General features: G+C 51.2%; 16 protein-coding genes. 12 read left to right on the forward strand and 4 right to left on the reverse strand.

The window, feature by feature from the left end:
* Nucleotides 1–30 precede the first annotated feature (30 nt).
* Nucleotides 31–1,140: a spore germination protein gene (locus NYE54_RS32530; RefSeq protein WP_339268790.1), complete on the forward strand. Its 1,110-nt coding sequence runs from the start codon at nt 31–33 to the stop codon at nt 1,138–1,140.
* Complete coding sequence (locus NYE54_RS32535) at nt 1,137–2,342, forward strand: Ger(x)C family spore germination protein (protein WP_339268792.1); 1,206 nt, start codon at nt 1,137–1,139, stop codon at nt 2,340–2,342. The genes NYE54_RS32530 and NYE54_RS32535 overlap by 4 nt, the downstream gene beginning before the upstream one ends.
* A 46-nt stretch (nt 2,343–2,388) precedes the next feature.
* Here NYE54_RS32535 and NYE54_RS32540 read toward each other — a convergent pair whose 3' ends face one another.
* A complete protein-coding gene (locus NYE54_RS32540; RefSeq protein ID WP_339268793.1) occupies nt 2,389–3,804 on the reverse strand; it encodes a hypothetical protein in 1,416 nt (471 codons plus the stop codon).
* A gap of 88 nt (nt 3,805–3,892) precedes the next feature.
* Here NYE54_RS32540 and NYE54_RS32545 point away from each other — a divergent pair, with 88 nt between their 5' ends.
* From NYE54_RS32545 to NYE54_RS32570, 6 genes are all read left to right on the forward strand, one after another.
* Nucleotides 3,893–4,324 (forward strand): hypothetical protein, encoded by a 432-nt coding sequence (locus tag NYE54_RS32545; RefSeq protein ID WP_339268795.1) that lies wholly within the window; start codon nt 3,893–3,895, stop codon nt 4,322–4,324.
* A gap of 44 nt (nt 4,325–4,368) precedes the next feature.
* Nucleotides 4,369–5,070 carry a response regulator transcription factor gene (locus NYE54_RS32550; protein WP_339273735.1) on the forward strand — a complete coding sequence of 234 codons (702 nt, stop codon included), beginning with the start codon at nt 4,369–4,371 and terminating at the stop codon, nt 5,068–5,070.
* A complete protein-coding gene (locus tag NYE54_RS32555) occupies nt 5,067–6,077 on the forward strand; it encodes a sensor histidine kinase (RefSeq protein ID WP_339268797.1) in 1,011 nt (336 codons plus the stop codon). The genes NYE54_RS32550 and NYE54_RS32555 overlap by 4 nt, the downstream gene beginning before the upstream one ends.
* A gap of 446 nt (nt 6,078–6,523) precedes the next feature.
* Complete coding sequence (locus NYE54_RS32560; protein WP_339268799.1) at nt 6,524–7,294, forward strand: ABC transporter ATP-binding protein; 771 nt, start codon at nt 6,524–6,526, stop codon at nt 7,292–7,294.
* Nucleotides 7,269–9,200, forward strand: coding sequence for an ABC transporter permease (locus NYE54_RS32565; protein WP_339268801.1), 1,932 nt, complete (start codon nt 7,269–7,271; stop codon nt 9,198–9,200). Before NYE54_RS32560 ends, NYE54_RS32565 begins: the two co-directional genes overlap by 26 nt.
* Complete coding sequence (locus NYE54_RS32570; RefSeq protein WP_339268803.1) at nt 9,201–10,289, forward strand: DUF418 domain-containing protein; 1,089 nt, start codon at nt 9,201–9,203, stop codon at nt 10,287–10,289. It abuts the gene before it with no gap.
* Nucleotides 10,290–10,357: 68 nt separating this feature from the next.
* Here the strand turns inward: NYE54_RS32570 and NYE54_RS32575 are convergent, their stop codons facing one another.
* Nucleotides 10,358–11,710 (reverse strand): PLP-dependent aminotransferase family protein, encoded by a 1,353-nt coding sequence (locus tag NYE54_RS32575; protein ID WP_339268805.1) that lies wholly within the window; start codon nt 11,708–11,710, stop codon nt 10,358–10,360.
* 130 nt (nt 11,711–11,840) lie between these two features.
* Here NYE54_RS32575 and NYE54_RS32580 point away from each other — a divergent pair, with 130 nt between their 5' ends.
* Together NYE54_RS32580 and NYE54_RS32585 are read left to right on the forward strand one after the other, a co-directional pair.
* A complete protein-coding gene (locus tag NYE54_RS32580) occupies nt 11,841–13,082 on the forward strand; it encodes an MFS transporter (RefSeq protein ID WP_339268807.1) in 1,242 nt (413 codons plus the stop codon).
* Nucleotides 13,083–13,107: 25 nt separating this feature from the next.
* Nucleotides 13,108–13,713: a DJ-1/PfpI family protein gene (locus NYE54_RS32585; protein ID WP_339268809.1), complete on the forward strand. Its 606-nt coding sequence runs from the start codon at nt 13,108–13,110 to the stop codon at nt 13,711–13,713.
* An 81-nt stretch (nt 13,714–13,794) separates the two neighbouring features.
* Here the strand turns inward: NYE54_RS32585 and NYE54_RS32590 are convergent, their stop codons facing one another.
* Nucleotides 13,795–14,601: an aminoglycoside phosphotransferase family protein gene (locus tag NYE54_RS32590; RefSeq protein ID WP_076323770.1), complete on the reverse strand. Its 807-nt coding sequence runs from the start codon at nt 14,599–14,601 to the stop codon at nt 13,795–13,797.
* Between the two features lie 22 nt (nt 14,602–14,623).
* A complete protein-coding gene (locus tag NYE54_RS32595) occupies nt 14,624–15,079 on the reverse strand; it encodes an SgcJ/EcaC family oxidoreductase (RefSeq protein ID WP_339268811.1) in 456 nt (151 codons plus the stop codon).
* Nucleotides 15,080–15,308: 229 nt separating this feature from the next.
* Between NYE54_RS32595 and NYE54_RS32600 the strand changes: the two genes are divergently transcribed.
* Nucleotides 15,309–16,130 carry a MerR family transcriptional regulator gene (locus NYE54_RS32600; protein ID WP_339268812.1) on the forward strand — a complete coding sequence of 274 codons (822 nt, stop codon included), beginning with the start codon at nt 15,309–15,311 and terminating at the stop codon, nt 16,128–16,130.
* A 194-nt stretch (nt 16,131–16,324) separates the two neighbouring features.
* A complete protein-coding gene (locus NYE54_RS32605; protein WP_339268814.1) occupies nt 16,325–17,089 on the forward strand; it encodes an SDR family oxidoreductase in 765 nt (254 codons plus the stop codon).
* Nucleotides 17,090–17,278: the final 189 nt, after the last annotated feature.

The following is a 17,278-nucleotide window of genomic DNA, read 5'->3' on the forward strand; positions in this document are numbered from 1 at the left end:
TCATCCTATGCACGAAATGAGGCTAAGACCATGAGCAGCACAAATAACAGCACCCATGACCAGATTACCACATCTCAAGCTGCCGTCATGATCATTAACTACATGCTGGGTGCCGGTATCCTGACGCTCCCCAGAACGACGGTGGAGGCCGCCAAAACGCCGGATGTGTGGATCTCGATTCTCATCTCCGGGTTGATCATCCTGTTGTCAGGAATGATCGTCGTGTCGTTATGCCGAAGATTTCAAGGGAAAACGTGGTTTCAATTTGTACCTGAGATCACCGGGAAATGGCTGGCTTTTGTTTTAAGTCTGCTGTTTATTGGTTATTTCATTACCATTTCCGCTTTTGAGATCCGGATAATGGCGGAGGTAACGGGGTTATATCTGTTGGAAGGCACGCCCGTTTGGGCCATCGTGATGACCTTTATGTGGATCGGTCTGTATTTGACCACCGGGGGGATCAACAGTATCGCCAGAATCTGCGAGATCATTCTGCCGATTACGCTGGTTTTTTTCCTCGTAGCGATCCTATTGAGCAGCAATATTTTTGATATCAAAAATTTAAGGCCGGTACTCGGCTCAGGGTTTATGCCTGTGATTCGGGGGTTAAAACCATCTTTGCTATCTTTAACGGGTTACGAGATCATGTTCGTTGCCATGGCGTTTATGAAGTCTCCCAAAAAAGGCACCAAAGCCATGCTCGTTGGCATTACGGTTCCCCTGGTCATCTATTTAATCACCGTCATTATGGTTATTGGCGGGCTCTCCATAAACGGAGTTGAGACAAGAACATGGCCAACACTGGACTTAATGCGGAGTTTTGAAATGCAGGGACTGATATTCGAGCGTTTTGAGTCCCTACTGCTTGTCATCTGGATCATGCAAATATTCTCGACCTTTACGATTACGCATTACGCAGCTTCTCTCGGCTGGTCCCAACTGCTTAAGAAGAACATACGCCCCTTTCTCTTTATTCTGCTTCCTGTCATCTTCCTCATCGCGATGATTCCGAAGGACGTATCGGAAACATTCAAGCTGGGAGATACGGTTGGCAACATGTCAATCTATTTATTCGGTGGGCTTCCGCTCATTCTATTACTGATCAGCATCGCCCGCAAGAAAGGTGTGAAGCCTAAATGAACAGATACATAAGATATGCGTCCGTATTGTCGGCAAGTTTGCTGCTTTTTCTGACTACCGGCTGCTGGAGCAGCAACGAGATCGAGGATGTCAGCGTCATTGTAGGTTTGGGACTGGATATAGCGAATGAGTCCAGGTTTGAACGGGACATTAATCAACAGGGAGCATCCTACCCCAAAAAGAAAGTGTTGACGGCAACGGTTCAGATTGTACCCCCGATTACAGGAAAAAATGAGAAAAAAAGCGGGGGCAGTTCGTCATCGCCAAGCAAGGCCTACCTGAATGAACAATTAACGGGAGATTCCGTCTTCCAAATCTTCCGTCAATTTTCTTTACGCAGAGACCGTCCGCTTGTTGCCCACCATCTGAAGGTCATCGTGGTTTCAAGCGAATTAGCCAGAAGGTATAGCTTGGAACAGATATTTGACTTTATTCTCCGCGATAACGATATCCGCCCCAGCTGCCTGGTGGTGGTAAGCCACCGCAGTGCACTTGAAGCGTTGAGCTCCAATGAACCCGGTGAGATCCCCGCTCTCTACTTAATGGGACTCGTGGATAACCGCTATCGTTCCAACAAAATCATCCCTCCCATGAGCCTTATTAAACTCGACAGCACCATGCAATCGGGGGAAAGCTTCCTGTTACAGAATGTCGTTACCGCCCAAGGCGAGCATAAATTTTCGGGAGCTGCCATTTTTAAAGGCAGCACCAAGAAATGGATCGGAGAGTTAAGCCAATATGACCTGGAAGGCTTGTTATGGGTCATGGAAGATGTGAAGGGAGGGTCACTGAAGACATATGCGCCAAAAACCGGGCATACCGTAACCTACGAACCCAAGAATTCCCATAGCACCATCATTCCTAAAGTTCAAGGAGACGAGATTTCATTTCATATCAAGATCGAATCAGAAGGCAGATTAATTGAAGACTGGAGTTTCCCGGAAATCCCCTCATCCGGGCAATACATCAACGAGTTGGAGCAACAGTTTGAAGAAGAAGCACGCAAACAGATCGAGCAGGTGCTGAACAAAATGCAGCATGTCTATCATGTGGACGTTGGGGGCTTTGGTGATCAGGTCCGCATCAAACATCCAAAATTGTGGAAGAAGGTGAAGGAGAATTGGGATGAAACCTTTAGCCATGCCCCTATTACGTATGAAGTCAAGATGAACATAACAGACTTCGGTTCCTCAACAGACTAAACGAGCGCTGACGAATACTGTCAGCGCTATTTATGTTTGCCATGGCTTACACCAGAAACATCGCCACGACGGTAGTCACGGTCAGACCTAGCAGCACCGGCTTCAAATTTCGTCTGGCAAGCTCGAACGGGCTGACTCCGCAGATGGCTGCAGCCGGGATCAACGCCCAGGGAATGAGCGTACCGCCACCTACCCAGATTGCGGCAACCTGCCCAAGCGCCGTCAGGGTAGCCGCGCCCGAGCCAATGGCCGTAGCGAACAGCTGCGCGATCGAGCCGGCAAGCGATATACCCGAGAAGCCCGAACCGTCAAGCCCTGTAATCGCGCCGGTGATCGTCAATGTTACCGAACCCACCGCACCGTTCAGCGGCACCGCATTCGCGAGGGCAACCCCCAGATCGTTCACGATCCCATGAGATGCTTCCGGGAGCACTTTACCGAACAATTCGGTAAATGCTGCATCCCCCAGATAGAAGAACGCCGCAATAGGAATGACGGGACCGAATACTTTGAATCCAAACATGAATCCCTCGATCAAATACGAGGTGACCTTCTCTAATCCCCGGTTGCGGTGAGCCAGCAAGGCAATGACACTGAGGATAAGGACGGCTGTGCCGCCGACCAAGGCCGTTGCATCTCCGCCCTGCAGCTTTAGGATGAACATGGTGACAACGTCTGCCGCGAACAACAGCAGAATGATGATAGCCAACCATTTTTTCATAACCGGCGATATCGCCGAAACAGCATCATCCTCTTCGGTACGCGTGGTAAGCGCGTCTCCCGTGCTTTTAATGGTTACCAGTCCATCTCTCCAGCTGCCGTTCCGCTGATCTCTGCGCATCATCCAGAATGCCGTTACGGTTGTCACAAGTCCCATGACGATCACGAGCGGCACACTGGCAGCCATAACGCTGGATACAGGCAAACCGGCTGCATCCGCGGTTAATTTAGGCGCACCCTGGATAATATAATCTCCCGATAGCGCAATGCCGTGACCGAACAGATTCATCGCCACCGCCGCACCGAGGGCCGGCAAACCCACACGGATGGCCACAGGCAGCAGGACCGCACCAATTAACGCAACTGCCGGTGACGGCCAGAAGAAGAAGGACGTGACCATCATAATGATTCCGATGCCCCAGTAAGCCATCGCGGGAGTACGTAGAAACCGGGTTAGCGGGGCCACCATCGTCTCGTTGATCCCCGTCTTGATCAAGACTCGGCTCATCGCCACGATGATGGATATAATCATGATGGTGCCCATCAGCTCTTTGGTCGCATAGATGAATGAATGAAAAACGCCGGAGACCGAGCCGCTTAGCGTTTCCGTAGCCAGAAGGCCAAGCGCAAATATTCCGGTAATACAAATAAGCGACGTATCGCGCCGCCGAATCAACAGCGTCATGATCAAGACGATAAACGCCAGGTACACCCAGTGAATCGCGGTTAAATAGATCCCCATATGAAGTCACGCCCTTTCTCAGGCAGCAGGTTTGATGTGACTACATCTTATGCATGGGCCTGGGCAAAGGTTAATTCGGGATCGCGCCATGATTCACAACTCGATTGGGCAGTCTCAAGGGGCCTACATTCTATTATCTCTCGTTATATTTCTCCTGTTCATTGCCGCTTCGTTAGGGGCATGGGCACAAAAGACATGGGGATGGTCGGCAACAGTGGGACTATATGTTACATTCATATTTTCCATCTTCATGTCAACAGGTGTTGCCATGCGAGTGTCCGACATTGATATCAACGCGCAATTCTTTTGGAAACCTATACTCTTGATTATCATCTCTATTGCTGCGTTATGGTTTTGGTTTCGAGCGGCCATCCGCAGCAGATTCCATCTACAGCTGAAAGCGATACTGCTTACTTTGGTTGCCAGCATCGGGTTCATTCTCCTCGCAGTTCTCATAGATTACCTCCAATTCAGAATCATGGACCACTGGATTTCCAACGTCATCTCCAATTCGGTATAGTAGTACATGATGTAGTTTGGAGTTAAAAGGAGTTGGAAGGATCAGTGTATACCATCCTGATTGTGGAAGACGATGAACGAATCGCGGATAAATTAAGATCGGCTATTTCCAAATATGATTTTAACGTACGGATCACCGAAGACTTCAGCCGCGTCATGGACATTTTTACGGATACGAAGCCGGATCTGGTTCTGCTGGACGTCAATCTGCCGAAATTCGACGGTTTCTATTGGTGCAGGCAAATCCGTACCCAATCGCACTGCCCGATCATCTTCATCTCGGCGCGCGACAGCGGCATGGATCAGATTATGGCACTGGAAAACGGGGCGGATGATTATATAACGAAGCCGTTTGACATGGAGCTTGTTCTGGCGAAGATCCGCAGCCACCTGCGCCGTGCAGTCGGTGCCTATGCCTCCGGTCAGGAGGATGAGCATACCGTCGAAAGCGCCGGTCTCATCATCTATCCGGAGCGATTCGTCGTGACTTATGGAGATGAGTCAGCTGAGCTTACCCAGAAGGAAGCCGCCCTGCTTACGATGCTGATGGAAAAAGACGGCCGTGTGGTCAGCCGTGAGCGGCTGCTGGACCTGATGTGGGAAGATCAGCATTTCATTGATGACAACACGTTAAATGTTTATATTACAAGGGTTCGCCGCAAGCTTCGTGAGCTGGGCGCCGGAGATCTTATCGAAACAGTCCGGGGAGCAGGCTACCGGTTCATGACAGGCAGGGAGCCTCAATGAGACTCTTCCTGCGGGAGCATCTCCCGCTCATATTGTTTTTTACCGTTCAAATGCTGCTCATCCCCCTGCTGTACTGGCTTACCGGTGAAGGCAGACCTTTTACTGTCGTGCTATATGGGGTGCTGTTGAGCAGTGTCGTGCTGCTCCTCTATCTTGCATACCGGTATCTTTCCCATCGCACAATGTATCAAGAGCTTTCTTCCGAGGAGCTTTCGGAGAAGGAATTCTTAAGCCCTCCCCTGGGTGAAGCGCCTCTGCCGGAAGCGATACACGAGCGGATCAGCCATTATGAACGCTTATACCGCGAACAGCTGCATCGACATCAGAGTCAAACCGACCAACATCTGGCTTTCGTCAACCGCTGGGTACATCAGATGAAGACCCCGCTGTCGGTGATTCAGCTAACGCTCGATGAAGTCGAAGAAGCACCCGCCGAACATATTCGGGAAGAGCTTGAGCGCATTCGCAAAGGCCTCGAAATGGTGCTGTATACCGCACGCCTGGACCGGTTCGAGCAGGATTTCGCGGTAGAAGCCATCGGCCTTCGTGCCGCGGTAAGCGAATCCGTCGTCGAGAACCGGAAGCTGTTCATTCGTAAGGGCATTACGCCGGTGTTCCAAATCGATGATCAGATCTCCGTCTATACGGATGCCAAGTGGTTTCGATTTATGCTGGGTCAGATTCTGACGAACGCTGTGAACTACTCCGGCAGCCCCGGCAAGAAGATTCAATTAACCGCAGAAGAAGCGGGGAAACACATCAAACTTCATATACGCGATGAGGGTATCGGCATTGCGCCCGAGGACATCAATCGGGTGTTCCATCCCTACTTCACCGGAGAGCGCGGTCGGCAATATCATGAATCCACCGGTATGGGCCTGTATCTTGTCCGTGAAATTGCCCATAAGCTGAATCACACCGTCCAACTGGAATCCACGCTGGGTGAAGGAACCACCGTTACCTTGACGCTGCAGAAAGCAGTAAAAGAAGACACATCTCATTCTTAGGTGGGTCTTCTTTGCATTGGACAGAGGCTAATTTCATATCGATCATCTCAGAATACGAACAAAAAATACGAACATAACCTTATGGGAGATGTAAGCTCCGTTTCACCTAAATCCATAGCAGGGTCAGGTCAGTATACGATAGAGTTAGGTTACACTAAGAGGTTGTTCAAAAAGTCGTCTTTTGATCACGAAGGGAGTCAAGAAGTAACTCGGCATCGAATCTTGAATTCAGCTGGGCCTAGGTAGAAGCTTCCGAAGCATGTTTCCTGCGGAAACATTCAGGTGCTCACGTACCCAAAACGTACGCTCCGCTCCTCACTCCCTAGCTTCATCTAACCTAAAGCGTTTTGAAAAAACGCACTTCGGAAGCATAAGCTTCGGTGCTGAAAATCCGACTTTTTGAACTCGCACACTAATGAGGTATACAGAAAGGAGCTTCTGGGTTTATGGATATTCTTGAAGTAAAAGCATTAAACAAAGAATATGCGGGCAAAGTGGCGACACAAGCTCTTACCGATATTCATCTCACCATCCAAGAAGGGGAATTCGTCGGCATCATGGGCCCTTCTGGCAGCGGCAAAACCACCCTGCTGAACATGGTGTCCACCATCGATCGTCCAAGCTCGGGCGAGGTCAAGATCGGGGGCAAAAATCCTTATACTATGAAAAAAAGTGAACTTGCCCACTTCCGTCGCAAACAGCTCGGCTTTGTGTTTCAAGATTTCAATCTGCTTGATACGTTAACGGTTGCCGAGAATATCGTGCTTCCGCTTACGCTGGACCGTCGTCCGCTCAAGGACATGGAGTCGCTGCTGCAGCAAACCGCTTCACGGCTTGGCATCCGCGAAATTCTGAATAAACGCGTGTACGAAATTTCGGGAGGGCAACGACAGCGCACCGCGATTGCCAGGGCTATCATCGGCGCACCTCTGTTATTGCTTGCGGATGAGCCTACAGGAGCGCTCGATTCCAACTCCTCACGCATCGTGATGGAGTCGTTAGCTGAAATTAACGAGCGGGATCGTACCACATTGATGCTAGTTACGCATGATCCTTTGGCCGCAAGCTATTGCAACCGCATCGTCTTTATTAAAGACGGCAAGCTTGCCGCCGAAATTCACCGCGGAGAGAACCGGCAGGCCTTTTTCCAAAAAATCATCGATACGCTATCGTTCTGGGGAGGGAATACAAGTGAGCTTTCCTCAATTCGCGTTTAACAACGTCCGGCGTAACGGGCGTCAGTATTTCGCTTACCTGCTTAGCAGCTCGTTCATGGTCATGATCTTCTTTACGTATGCGGTATTCATCTATCATCCGGCTATCGAGAATTCGCCTATGGGTACCATGACACGTACGGGAATGACGATTGCCACGGTCATCGTCTACGTGTTTGCGTTCTTATTCGTGCTATATTCGATCAGCGTCTTCCTGAAGTCGCGGAACCGGGAGTTCGGCATTCTTACGATCCTCGGAGCCGAAGCCAAACAGATCAATTGGCTGATCTTCCTGGAGAACATTCTGATCGGTGCCATTGCCATCGTAACGGGCATCGCCAGCGGAATGCTGTTATCCAAGGTATTCCTGCTCATCAGCACCAAAGTAATTGATATGGACGAGCTGCCGTTCTATTGGCCGGTCAAAGCGATGCTGCTGACCGCCGGTGCGTTCGCCGCGCTGTTTCTCGTCATTTCGCTCTTTACCTTGTTATTTATCCGGAAGAATCAGGTCCTGGAGCTTCTCAAAGGCACCAGCAAACCGAAAACCGAACCAAAAGCCAATCTGTTCCTGGCCCTCTTGGGCGTGGTGCTGCTTACCATCGGCTTTACGGTCCTTCGCGTCAAAGAGTTAGATCCTACGGGATTGATGATCGCCGCGGTAACCGGCATTATGGGCACGTATTTCTTCTACTCCCAATTATCTGTATGGGTTGTCCGCATGCTGCAGCGAAATCGCGCGACTACCTGGAAAGGTACAAACCTGCTGTGGATTTCCGAAATGAGTTACAAGATTAAGGATAATGCCCGCATGCTGTTTCTGGTCACGGTTGTGGTTGCGCTGGCTTCCATGAGCACCGGTTTCGTACTGGCCATGCAGCAATCGATCAAATCAGTGTATTTGGATAACCCGTACGCGCTTAGCTACACCTACTATAGCGATGCCGACGAGACTAAGGTGCAGGATGAGCTGGCCCTGATTGAAAAGCGACTCCAGTCAGAAGGGCTTGAGTATAAACGGGCGGAGGTCGAGACCATCTACTATCGCTTGTCAGCGAATGGAGAGGACTCCTTGCACATCATGCCGCAATCCCAATACGACCGTTTGGCTGCCATGATGAATACCAAGCCGGCTGGGACACTCGGCGAGAATGAAGCCTTATTGACGGAAACCCCGAATGCAGCGAAGAAGAGTAAGGGGAAACTAACGGAAGCGGATATCGATTTATCCGGTCAGCCCTACTCTTTCAGCTTGGAGAACCGGACAGACCGGATTGCGGCTGTGGTATATAGCGGCAGATTGCTGGTCGTTACGGACACCATGTTTGAAGAGCTAAGGGGAGAGAACAAAGCAGATGGAATCAGTGTGAGTCATACGTATCCGTATATTCTTCCCGATTCCCAAGGGCTCCCTCAAAAGGATGACCCTGAAACCAAGCTCGGCCTTGAGCTGTCGGAATGGAACCGGGATGCCATTCATGAAGGGTATGTTCAATCCAGGGCGGAGAACTATTACACCAATAAACAAGGATTTTCGTTATTCAGCTTTATCGGGGTGTTTGTTGCCTTGATATTCTCAATCTCATCGGCAAGTTTCTTGTATTTCAAACTGCATACGGAGCTTTCAGCTGATCAAGCGATGTATCGTTCTCTGTCCAAGATTGGACTCAGTGCGCGGGAGATGAACATCTCCGCAACGATTCAGATTGCCGTACTATTCTTTATCCCCATCCTGGTTGCAGCCCTGCAGTCCCTGGTTGTGCTCGGTCCGATTCTCGGATATCTGGATGTTCCGTATGTAAGCGGTCCTGTGTTGGTTGCCTCATCGGCATTCCTGGTCGCCCAAACGATCTATTTCTTGATCGCCAGAGCCCGTTATATTAAATCCGTGAATGGAATGATGGTGTGAATGCATATAGAACAAAAAGACACAGTGACTCAGCATCGGCCTGCTACCGGAAAGGGGCGATTACATTTTTTAGACCAGTTCAGGGGGTTTGCCCTCCTTGGTCTGCCGTTTGTTAACGTATTGGCACTCTGGCTCATCGCCACGCCGGAAACCTCAGCGGATTTTTGGCTGCAGCGAGGGCTTAACTTTTTCGTAGAAGCCCGATTCTACACCATCTTCACGTTCCTGTTCGGACTTGGGTTCTACATGTTTCTATCCCGAAGCGCTTCATCGGGAGGTAAGCCGAGACTCCGGCTGTATATTCGCCGGTTAGCGATTCTGGTGCTGATCGGGTTCATACATCAGCAGTATCAATCCGGGGAGGCCTTGTTTCATTATGCGATTGTCGGTCTGCTTGCGGTTCCACTCTATTGGGCACCGCGGAGGGTTAATCTTGGCATTGGCTTGGCGGGGTTTACATTTGCGGCGATCATGGGTATCAAACTGCTGACCATCCCGTTCCTGATCCTGTTAGGTCTGGCCGCAGGCCAATATCGATTAATGGACATCATCAGCGAGGGATTACGGTTAAGCAAGCTGCGCATGGTTTGGCTGCTGTCGTTATTTGGAACCGTCATTGCCATCGGGGCTATGTGGTGGGCAGCACCTCCCGAATCGATGTCACCGTTTCTATTCAAGATAGAAGGCGAATCACCATCTCCAACCATGGAAGCGGCCTTCACTTTGGCACATATCGGGATAGCGACGGGCCCTCTCGTGTCCGTATTTTATCTAAGCTCACTCTTAATGCTTCAGCGTGCCCGCATAGGTGCGAAGATGCTGTATCCGTTGCAAGCATATGGGCGAATGGCGCTTACCAACTACATTGGACAGACCGTCTTTCTGGTAGGGATTCAGCGTTTGATCCTAGACGCCTCGCCCACCACGTATGTTGTATCGACACTCGTTTCCCTAGGGATTGTGGCCTTCCAGATCATAGCCAGCAATCTGTGGATGCGTTGGTTCCAATTCGGACCTCTCGAATGGTTGTGGCGATGTGGTACCTATGGGTCCATCGTGCCAATTCGCAAAAAAACAGGAGCCCTATAGGTTCCTGTTTTTTTGGGTTTGTTATTGCCGAGTGGCCAGATAAACTCCCCATATCAGTGTCCCTCCCGCTATCTCATCCTCCGCTCCAGGCGCCTGATCTCCTGCTCGATGACCGTCAATCCCGCCTCAATCCGGGGTTTCTCCACCCCGATTATACATAACCGAATCCGGTCATTTTGCTGATTCTCAGGCAGCAGGTGCAAATCCACGTTCGTAACCGAAACCCCTCTTTGCATCAGGCGCTCCTGCAGTACAGATGCCTTTACGTATTTCGGGAGGCGGAGGGTGATGAACACGCCGGAGGAAGGGCAAGTATAGGAAATGCCGCTGCCGAAGACACGGGCACACACCTCGGTGGCATATCGCATCTTCTCCCGGTAATGCGCCCGAATTCTGGCGGCATGGCGCCTGTACATTCCACTCTTGATATAAATTTCAAGGGCGCCTTGAGAGAGAATCGGAGATGAAACGTCCGCAGCGTTCTTATACGTTATGAACAAATCCAGCAAGAGCTCGGGAAGAATAACGGCACCCATTCGAATGCCCGGCAGAATCGTTTTCGAGAAGCTTTTGACATAGATGACATGGTTTGACTGATCCAGTGCGTACAAGGGGTCTGCCTTCGCATCCTCCTCCAGATCCGCCAGATAATCGTCTTCCACGATATAGACATCATACTGCCGGGCAAGCTCTGCGATACGCAGCTTCTGCTCCAGCGAATACGAGGTGCCTAGCGGGTTAAGGAATCTCGGTACCGTATAGAAGAATTTGATCTGTCCACTGCGAAAATGAGACTCCAACACCTCCATGTCGATACCCCGCTCATCGCGCTGGATTCCGATCACCGGACATCCTGCAACGCGCGCTGCCGCAAAGAAACCGAAATACGTCGGCTGTTCTACCAGCACCGCCTGCCCCTCACCCGGAAAAGGCAAACGCGTCAGGATCGAGAAGGCTTGCTGCGCTCCAGTGACCACAGCGATGTGATCGGGTTTCGCAAAGATCTGCTGCCCATAGAAGTACCTGCTCAGCTCGTTCCTTAAAGAGAAGATCCCCTGCGGATCGGTGTAACCGAACAGCTCCTCCTTATACACGGAAATCGCCTTCCGTAAGCAGTGCTCCATCTCCTGGAACGGCAAAAAATCGCCCCGGGGTGTCGTTGAGGCGAAATCAATCGGCTCGCTTTCCGTTCGCGCCGAGGTGCGGTTCTTCCCTTCTACAAGGTAGTATCCGCTCTTGGCTACCGGGTAGATGACATCATCGCGCTCCAAGGTCTGATATGCACGAACGACCGTGTTGGGACTACAGGAGAACATTTTGGCCACGGCCCGGACCGAAGGCAGCTTATGGCCTGACCGGATATGCCCCCCTTCCACTTCCCGGATCATATACGCAACAATTTGCTCGTGCTTCGTGTCCATCCCAATCATCCCCCTGTATTGATACAGTTGATCTAAATTGTCCTGTTCATTTTCTGCTCCATGATTAGAATTAGCTTATTCCATGACATAGCGGAAGTAAAGACATAGGAAAGGAGCTGACGGGTCAGCGATGAAAAAAGATCGGGGTTATGCGTGGATCATACTACTGTATCTATGGACACTTGGTTTTGCAGCGGCAATCAGCCGGTTTGTTATGTCTTATTACCAGCACGAAATGGCACGGGATTTGGACGTGGACCTGACCTTTATTAGCTTCACATGGTCCTTCAACATTGCCGTCGCCGCTATCTGTTCTCCCCTCGGCGGATGGTTAACCGATAAATACGGCCCAAAAAAAATGATGCTCCTGAACGCCCTGTTTGGTGTACTGTCCATGCTGACCGTGCTTACGCTTCATCATCCGGCGGGATTTTTCATAGGACTCGGACTGCTCTCCGGCCTCTCCGGCATGGCCGCGAGTACAGGATATGTCGTGGTTACAAGCTGGTTCAGCCGGCATAAGGCGAAAGCGCTCATGATCATGACCAGCGCAAGCTCCCTCGGCCTGGCCATACTGACGCCTCTATTTGTCAGCAATCGGGATTGGCTTGACTGGACAACGGCATTCACCATCACCTTGTGGATTACGCTCATTTCCATACCGCTCACTTTCCTTATCATGAAGGAACGCCAACCGGGTCAGCACAGAGAGAAACCCGCTGTTTCGGATTCACCCCCATCAACGGGACGACTGCCGTCCCTCTCGATCGCCAGGGAGATGGTAACCAACCGGACGGTACTCCTGGTGGTCTTTGCCTTGTTCACTTGCGGCTTCAGCATGGGAACGGTTGAAATGCACCTTATGGCCATCCACCGGCATGATCATGTCGGCTCGGTAATGTTCACATCCTCACTGAGCATTCTCGGTCTGCTTGAGTTGGCAGGCGGGCTGCTGTTTGCCTTGCTCCTGGATCGGATGTCCAGAAGTTTGGCACTGTCCTTCCTGTATGCATTCCGAATTCTGGCCTTTACGATGCTGTTTCTGCACTTCAGCATTTCTCCGATCGTCTTCTCGGTCATCTTCGGAGCCAGTTATTTAGGGGCCATCCCCGGTGGCATATTGGTGGCTAGCGAAGCTATGGGCAATCGCTCTGTTGGATTGCAGACAGGAACGCTGCTTATTTTCCATCAAGCGGGAGCTGTTCTCGGTTCTTTTTCCGGCGGATTCCTGTTTGACCTCACGAACAGCTACCAATGGTTGATCGGCCTCAACCTGATGTTCAGCGCCTTGTCGGCTATGGGCTACTATCATCTTCATCGTACGTCGAATCGAAGACGTTCCGTCCCGGGTCAGTCGTCGGCCGAGGCTTAATAAACCCTATAGGCAGGTGTTCTTAATGAAAATGGCTTTTATTCTGTTCCATGGGATGACATCCCTGGACCTTATCGGCTTCACCGAAGTGATGACCAGGCTCTCCCGCATCCGTCCCGACTCGGAAATCTCCTGGGATTACTGCGCGATGAGCCAGCAAATTACGGATGATCGCGGACTGGAGTATGTCATATCCAAGGTAAGACCGAATCTGTCGAAATATGACCTGGTCTTCGTGCCTGGCGGCTTTACTACGCGGGAGTTGAGGTTCGACCCCGATGTACTGAATTGGCTGCGGACAGCCCGGGAAGCACAACATCTCGTATCCGTGTGCACCGGATCGCTGCTGCTTGGCGCGGCCGGGTTGCTGGAGGGCAAGCGGGCTACCTCCAATGGTTCGGCTTACGAGCTTTTGGCACCCTACTGCAAGGAGGTCGTTCATGCACGCATTGTACAGGATAACCGCCTCTTTACGGGCAGCGGGGTTTCTTCATCCATCGATCTTGGCCTGTACGTGCTGGAGAGGTTAACCGATGCAGCCACCGCGGAACGGGTGAAATCGGATATGAGCTACCCGTATTACCAGACGGGAAACTCATCCTCGGTCTATCATGCCAAGACAGGCGTATAAATTCCGAAAAAGGCTCCCCGAAATGGGCCCACTTTTCCCCATTCCGAGAAGCCTGGCGGGTTCATAGAAGCCTAATCTCCATTAAGCATAAACACGCAGCCGATCATCAATTAGACCCAGCAGCCATGCTCTTTCTCCAGGGACATCCTCTCTCAGCCTGGCTGCCGCTACCGGCAGCATCCAGCGGTCGATCTCCTCCATCTTTGCATGAGATAATCGACGATATTCATTCAGGTATATTTTATTCCACAGGATTCGGGCCATCCGAAGCGGAATCACCATAAGGCTCGACTGTTCGAGCGGATGAAAAGGAGATTGAAACATCAGGGATGTCCTGGCAATGTCGCATAGAGGGTCACCAATCGTGGCGTTATTCCAATCGATCGCCCGGTATCCGCTCTCCGCCACGATCACATTGTCCGGGTGGAAGTCGCCATGACAGATGGAGTCCCCCTCAGGAAAAGAGTCCAGTACCTTGCATATGGCCTGCGCCTTTCCCTGCAGGATGCCGCTTGCATCAAGAATTGCATGCTCCAGCCTTTCTTTTTGAGGCGGCAGCAAGGTTGTCGTGCAGCCATGCATCGCATGTTGGAGCCGTGCCATCTCACGGGCGCACTTCATGAGCTTGCGCGGTGACGATTGAACCTGATGCAGCATCGACGGTCCTGTCACCCGTTCATACACCAGCCCCGTTCGTCCCTCGATATCCACCATGTCAAAGACGGCAGGGGCAGGCACGCCCGCTTCCGCAACGATGCGGCCCATCTCCGCCTCATATGTCACCCATTCCGGGGGGTACCCTTCATAATACAGCTTTAAAGCCTGAGACTCTCCCCATTCATACACCTCTGCGCTCCTGCCTCTTCCAATCTGTGTACCCTTCTTCAAAGCATTTCCTCCGCTTCCTACGTCAGCTGGATTTTGATTTCAAACGCATCATCAACCGCTGAATCCAGCCTGGCTTCTGAATCCGGCAGTTGTGAAATGCGGATATCTTCCATTCCCCGTTCTGTTTGATGAGCACGTTGGTATTAATCGAGAATCGGCTGGTGGGCGGCTTCTTATGAAATCTTAGCTGTACCGCTCCTGTTGCGTGGGCTATCGCAAGCTCCGGGGTCAGGAAACGCAGTTCAGTTGGGGTGGGTCCCGCCACCAGCTTGGAATCTCGCAGAACCCCGTTCCACAACTCCTGATGGACCTCATCAATCGCCCTGCGCCCCTTCAAGTGCTGTCCGTTAAATGTCACGTAGTCCGCTTCTTCTGTAAAGCATTCCGCATAAGCTCGGCCGCTACCTTCTCCCCATGCCTTGGACAGCGAAGCCAATAATGTTTGGATCGCTTGGCGATCCTCCTGGATACCGATCATCAGCCCTATCTCCTTTCTTGCTCTTAAGCGGGATCGCTGAATCTTCTTTGAACCCATTGTATGATAATCCGGCCGGTTTTGAATTCCCACTCCAGGATGAAAACCGACTCGGTCTTAGGACCGAGTTGTTCCTTCAGAACCGGCGAGCTAAGTTCTTTACGTACGCAGGAGCGCGAGATATGATATCGTTATCCACGCAGACCGAATCGTAAAGGAGGTTGCCATCGGCATGATGAAGATCAGCGCTTTTGCCAAGGTCAGCGGCATTTCCATCAAGACATTGCGATATTATGATGAGCTGGGCCTATTGAAGCCGGCCCATGTTGATGAACAAAGCGGATACCGTTACTATTCCGAGGAGCAGCTTCTGACCGTCAAGCGAATTGCCTCTTACAAGGAACAGGGGTTTACATTGGAACAGCTCATGCCTTTTTTTGAAGAGGATCTAGAAACCGATGTCGTAAAGCACAAACTTGCGGATAAAATGACGGAGCTTCAGCATGCGATGCAGACCCTCCAGCAGCAGCTGGAGGGAGTGAACAGCAGGATGTCGCGCTTGGAACCATCCGAAGCCGGTGATCCGGCAGGCTCCATCCGTATCCGGGAAGTCCCATCCCAGCTCGCCGCTTCCATTCGCGACCAAGTCCCCCGTAGCCAGCTATGTCTCTTGCTTGATGAGATTACGAAATACGCTATCTTATATGGAGAAGAGGAAGCTAGCCAACTAACCATCCTTTGGCATAATCACGACAGCGAGAATGCCGACATCGAAGTCGCAGTCCCCATAACTAGGGACATACCTGCTAATGGTCGGGTGCGTGTAGACTTCCTACCGGAGTTGCAATCTGCCGCATCTCTTGTCCATCGTTGTGATCCGTACGGCTATAGCTGTCTCGCCTTACCCGAGCTCAAGGCATGGATTTCGTCCCAAGGCTTCGTTCAATCGGACCGGGAGCCGATCCGCGAGATCTATCTCACCTCGGATAAAGATATCTACGGCAAGAAGCGTCCTGCGGAATTGCTTATCCCCTTACAAGGTAACATGGAGTAACCCTTCCTTTGCACTAATAGGCTACCGAAAACGAACCTCGACCCATCCTAAATCCGTACTAACAGCAGCAGTAATCTGGCATGACTTTTATGTTCATGAAAAAACTCTAGAAAAATTCTAAACCACCCTCTTGACTCTCCCCTTAACAGGAGAGTGTACAGTAACGTTAAATCGAACAAGAGGAGTGGGGTTTCATGAAACGATTGGAAGGCAAAATTGCATTGGTTACAGGCGGAAGCCGAGGAATCGGCAAAGGAATCGCGCTTCGGCTGGCGGAAGAAGGCGCGCTGGTCGCTGTTCATTACGGAACTCGCCGAGATGCGGCGGATGAGGTTGTTCAGACTATTCAAAAACAGGGTGGGCGAGCTATCGCCCTGGGTGCCAAACTGGAATCGGTAGCCGGAGCAACAAGGCTTATTCATTCATTGGAGGAGGAACTTCTTCGCATAACGGAGGACAACCGTTTCGATATTCTGGTGAATAACGCAGGTATCGGAACCTCCAACACCTTTGAAGAGACGACCGAGGAAAGCTTCGATGAGCTGCTTGCCGTCAATGTAAAAGCACTGTTCTTCCTGGTCCAACAGGCGCTGCCGCTCCTTCGTGACGGCGGACGCATCGTCAACATCTCCTCCGGTGTTACGCGTATCGCCTATCCGCATATTATGGCTTACAACATAACCAAGGGAGCCATCAACACGTTCACCTTGCATCTCGCCAAGCTGCTGGGTCCACGTGGGATCACGGTGAATGCGGTTCTACCAGGCATCGTGGATACGGATGTGAATGCTGCATGGCTGCATACACCGGAAGGGCAGTTGCATGCCGCGGAGATGTCCGCGCTTGGCCGAATCGGCCAGCCGTCCGATATTGCAGATGTCGTCGCGTTTCTCGCATCCAGCGACGGACGCTGGGTAACAGGACAAATGGTTGACGCAACCGGCGGTTCACATCTGTAACTATGATAACAACGTCTATCGACGCACTCTCAAAGAAGACAGACCGCGTTTAGCGGTAGTTTTTCTTGCGATATCAGGCAGCAGCCCCTCCGAAGTTTATACTTTCTGATATCTTAAAAAGAGCTATCCTTGCTTGGCATTAACGCTAAGCAAGGATAGCTCTTATACTATATTCTGCTGGTAATCGGA

The sequence above is a fragment of the Paenibacillus sp. FSL K6-1330 genome, from assembly GCF_037976825.1.
In the GTDB taxonomy this organism is placed as follows: Bacteria; Bacillota; Bacilli; order Paenibacillales; family Paenibacillaceae; genus Paenibacillus_AQ.

Excerpts from the sequence above, each read along its gene's own strand:
- NYE54_RS32580 (WP_339268807.1), top strand. The coding sequence starts at position 11,841 with ATGAAAAAAGATCGGGGTTATGCGTGGATCATACTACTGTATCTATGG.
- NYE54_RS32575 (WP_339268805.1), bottom strand. The coding sequence starts at position 11,710 with ATGGACACGAAGCACGAGCAAATTGTTGCGTATATGATCCGGGAAGTG.
- NYE54_RS32570 (WP_339268803.1), top strand. The coding sequence starts at position 9,201 with ATGCATATAGAACAAAAAGACACAGTGACTCAGCATCGGCCTGCTACC.
- NYE54_RS32595 (WP_339268811.1), bottom strand. The coding sequence starts at position 15,079 with ATGATCGGTATCCAGGAGGATCGCCAAGCGATCCAAACATTATTGGCT.
- NYE54_RS32605 (WP_339268814.1), top strand. The coding sequence starts at position 16,325 with ATGAAACGATTGGAAGGCAAAATTGCATTGGTTACAGGCGGAAGCCGA.
- NYE54_RS32540 (WP_339268793.1), bottom strand. The coding sequence starts at position 3,804 with ATGGGGATCTATTTAACCGCGATTCACTGGGTGTACCTGGCGTTTATC.
- NYE54_RS32535 (WP_339268792.1), top strand. The coding sequence starts at position 1,137 with ATGAACAGATACATAAGATATGCGTCCGTATTGTCGGCAAGTTTGCTG.
- NYE54_RS32585 (WP_339268809.1), top strand. The coding sequence starts at position 13,108 with ATGAAAATGGCTTTTATTCTGTTCCATGGGATGACATCCCTGGACCTT.
- NYE54_RS32545 (WP_339268795.1), top strand. The coding sequence starts at position 3,893 with ATGATTCACAACTCGATTGGGCAGTCTCAAGGGGCCTACATTCTATTA.
- NYE54_RS32560 (WP_339268799.1), top strand. The coding sequence starts at position 6,524 with ATGGATATTCTTGAAGTAAAAGCATTAAACAAAGAATATGCGGGCAAA.
- NYE54_RS32530 (WP_339268790.1), top strand. The coding sequence starts at position 31 with ATGAGCAGCACAAATAACAGCACCCATGACCAGATTACCACATCTCAA.
- NYE54_RS32600 (WP_339268812.1), top strand. The coding sequence starts at position 15,309 with ATGATGAAGATCAGCGCTTTTGCCAAGGTCAGCGGCATTTCCATCAAG.
- NYE54_RS32555 (WP_339268797.1), top strand. The coding sequence starts at position 5,067 with ATGAGACTCTTCCTGCGGGAGCATCTCCCGCTCATATTGTTTTTTACC.